4 protein-coding genes are annotated in these 3,424 nt (G+C 34.1%); all 4 read left to right on the top strand.

What is annotated here, in order from left to right; genetic code table 11:
* The coding region (locus K6G87_RS16840) for a dTDP-glucose 4,6-dehydratase (protein WP_296839827.1) at positions 1-669 on the top strand (669 nt) is incomplete at its 5' end.
* A 28-nt stretch (positions 670-697) separates the two neighbouring features.
* A complete protein-coding gene (rfbC, locus tag K6G87_RS16835) occupies positions 698-1,303 on the top strand; it encodes a dTDP-4-dehydrorhamnose 3,5-epimerase (protein WP_296839825.1) in 606 nt (201 codons plus the stop codon).
* Positions 1,304-1,443: 140 nt separating this feature from the next.
* Entirely contained in the window at positions 1,444-1,890 is a 447-nt protein-coding gene (locus K6G87_RS16830; protein ID WP_296839822.1) for a GNAT family N-acetyltransferase, read from the top strand.
* Between the two features lie 128 nt (positions 1,891-2,018).
* Positions 2,019-3,424, top strand: a 1,406-nt coding sequence (locus K6G87_RS16825) for a glycosyltransferase family 39 protein (protein WP_296839821.1), incomplete at its 3' end; no start/stop codon positions are given.

The following is a 3,424-nucleotide window of genomic DNA, read 5'->3' as shown; positions in this document are numbered from 1 at the left end:
TCACTTCCTGAAGATGGCGGATATTTCTATGAGACAACACCTTATGCTCCTCATAGCCCATATTCTGCTTCAAAGGCAAGCTCTGATATGCTTGTAAAAGCTTATATGGATACATATCACTTCCCTGCTAATATTACTAACTGCTCCAATAACTATGGACCTTACCAGTTCCCGGAAAAGCTCATTCCGCTTATCATTCACAATGCACTTGAAGGCAAGAAGCTTCCTGTATACGGAGATGGTAAGAACGTTCGTGACTGGCTCTATGTAGAAGATCACGCCAAGGCTATCGATATGGTTCAGGAACAGGGAAGACTCTTTGAGACATACAATATCGGCGGACACAATGAGAAGCAGAACATTGAGATCGTTAAGACAATCATCGATATTTTAAGAGAAGAGCTTACAGATGATGATCCTAGAAAGGCTCACCTTTCATATGATCTCATCACATATGTAGAAGATCGTAAGGGTCACGACAGAAGATATGCTATCGCACCTGATAAGATCAAGGCTGAGATCGGCTGGGAGCCTGAGACAATGTTCAAGAAAGGCATCCGCAAGACTATAAAGTGGTACTTCGAGCATCAGGAGTGGATGGAGCACATCACTTCAGGTGACTATGAGAAATATTATGATGGAATGTACAGCAAGAAGCTTGCTGATTGATAATATATAAGGTTAAGAGGGATTTTAAATGGCACAGATTAAAGTTGAAAATTGCGCAGATATAGAAGGTCTTAAGATTATCACACCTACAGTTCATGGTGATAACAGAGGCTACTTCATGGAGACTTACAATAAGCGTGAGTTTTATGAAGCAGGAATAGATGTAGAATTCGTACAGGACAATCAGTCTGCTAGTAAGAAAGGTGTTCTAAGAGGTCTTCATTTCCAGAAGAATTTCCCTCAGGATAAGCTTGTAAGAGTTATAAAAGGTGAAGTCTTTGATGTTGCTGTAGATATTCGTAAAGATTCAAAGACTTTCGGAAAGTGGTTTGGAGTAGTTCTTTCAGAAGAGAATAAAAAACAGTTCTTTATTCCTAAAAACTTTGCACATGGATTTCTGGTTCTTTCCGATTATGCAGAGTTCTGCTATAAATGTTCAGATTTCTGGCATCCTAATGATGAGGGCGGTCTAGCTTGGAATGATCCTAAGATTGCAATTGAGTGGCCACAGCTTGTAGGAGAATACAAAGGTAGCGCCTCCGCAGAAGGATATACGCTAAAAGATGGATCTGCGTTAAATTTATCTGATAAAGATCAAAAATGGTTGAGTATAAATGATACTATTAAATACTAATATTCTTTGAGCATTATAAACACAACTATATAATTAAGAGAGAGGCTACTTATTTTGATATGTAGCCTCTTTAAGGTTATACTTAAGGGACAATATACAAAAGATATATTTATAAGTAATGCATACATCGGAGGATTATCATGCCCACAACAATTTCAGAAATGACCATGTCTAATATAGAAGAAATCCTTCCTCTATACATAGATTATTACAACAATAATGAAGGCGTCTGCTGGACCAGGGATACAGCATCTAAGCGCATTCATCAGGTTTTATTAATAGAGGACTCCTATTCTTTAATACTTAGAGATGAGGATAATGTAGCAATCGGACTTGCTATGGGATACTTCAAGCAGTATGATGATATAGTTGGTTATACACTTGAAGAAATCGTTATCGCATCCGGGTATCAGCACAAAGGATTAGGAAGTACCCTGCTTCAAGCATTAGAGAATAATGTTAGAGATAAAGGAGCTGCATGCATAGAGCTTCAGGCGGTCAATGATGATATGCATGAGCATTTTTATAAGAAGGCCGGATATGGCAATGCAGCAAACTTTGTAATGAAAGTAAAGTGGATAGCCTAAGCTATATAATAATTAAATATTTATGTTAAAGAAGAAGTAACGAAAGTAAAAAACGTATTTACAAGAAGCTTTAATTCATACTATTAGTTCAAATATTATAACGATCATAAATTATGAGAGGATAAGTTATGAGCAGGAAAACTGATAATATATTTAACATAGTATTATTTTTTGGAGTATTAGCTAATTTTGTAAGATTGTTTCAGCATACCATATGGGCAGATGAGTGTTTTACTGTTAATCTTGTACATGAAAATATAAGTGGTATTATTGAAGGTTCCATAAAGGATGTTCATCCGCCGTTATCATTTTTATTAGATAAATTATTCTGCGCAATATTTGGTTATAGTATACCTGTTTTCAAATTTGCATCATTATTTCCAGTGATAATATTAGCGGCTGTTGGCTATAAATGGCTAGCATATCATTTTGATAAGAACTCTGGGCTTATATTTGCATTTATGGTATTTTTTATGCCTACGTCCTTTTATAATACAGAAATAAGAATGTATAGTCTGGCCTTATTCTTCATAACGGCTTTCTTATTTGCAATTATAGAAGGAGTCGTATATGACAATCATAAATGGATAATAATATCTGCAGTTCCTGCTATTCTAGCAGCATATACACATTATTTTGCACTCATTACTACCGCAATTATATATGCATACTATTTTCTTTATATTTTGATTAAAAAAAGAGAATGCTTAAAAAATATTATTATATCCATTCTTATATGTTTTGTATTTTACGGACCATGGATTATAGTAGTTATCAATCAGGCAACTAATGAGAATGCCTACTCTATGGGATCTAATTCACTTATATATTATTTGAAACCTATGATTTCATTTGTATGTATGTTCTTTGGTACTATCAGAAATCATTCGGAGATCAATATTATAGCCCTGGCGTTAACAGGATTACTTATAGTCTTTATAATGTCTGCCTTATTAGCATATGTTATACAGAACAAAAAGAGCTCTGATCCTAAAATTAAGAATTATATGAGTATACTTTTTATGACGATTGTTGTATTCATCTTGTTATATATAGTCGGGTGCTTGATGGACATAATGTCACATAAGTTTGTAGCCAGATATTTATATATGACAGTTGGAATGCTCTATATACTTATTTCAATAGCATTGTCTTTTTGCTTAGAGCAAAAGATTTTTAAACAAGTTGTTATTTTGGCATTAGTGATAGTACTTTTTGATTTTGGAAGCACAGTATACAATGAATTTAAATCCGATCATGAACATGATGCCACAATTAAATATTTGGAAACGGAAGTAGGTAAAGATGATGTAATTATTACAGATAGCAGAATTGATAATTGGATCGTATATGATTATTATCTTAAAGATGTTAATTATGAGTTAGGAATAGATATTGATAGTATAAATGAATTAGCTGATAATAGTACAGGTGATATATTTTTCATTCACAATGATCTGGATGGCAACATCGCAGATCCAGGTGATGGATGGAAGTATGTAATGGCTTCTGAATTAGCTGAAAACGATATAAT

It is taken from the genome of Butyrivibrio sp. (genome assembly GCF_024699075.1).
The sequence above is the reverse complement of the archived record's forward strand: the minus strand, read 5'-3'. Positions and strand labels throughout refer to the sequence as shown.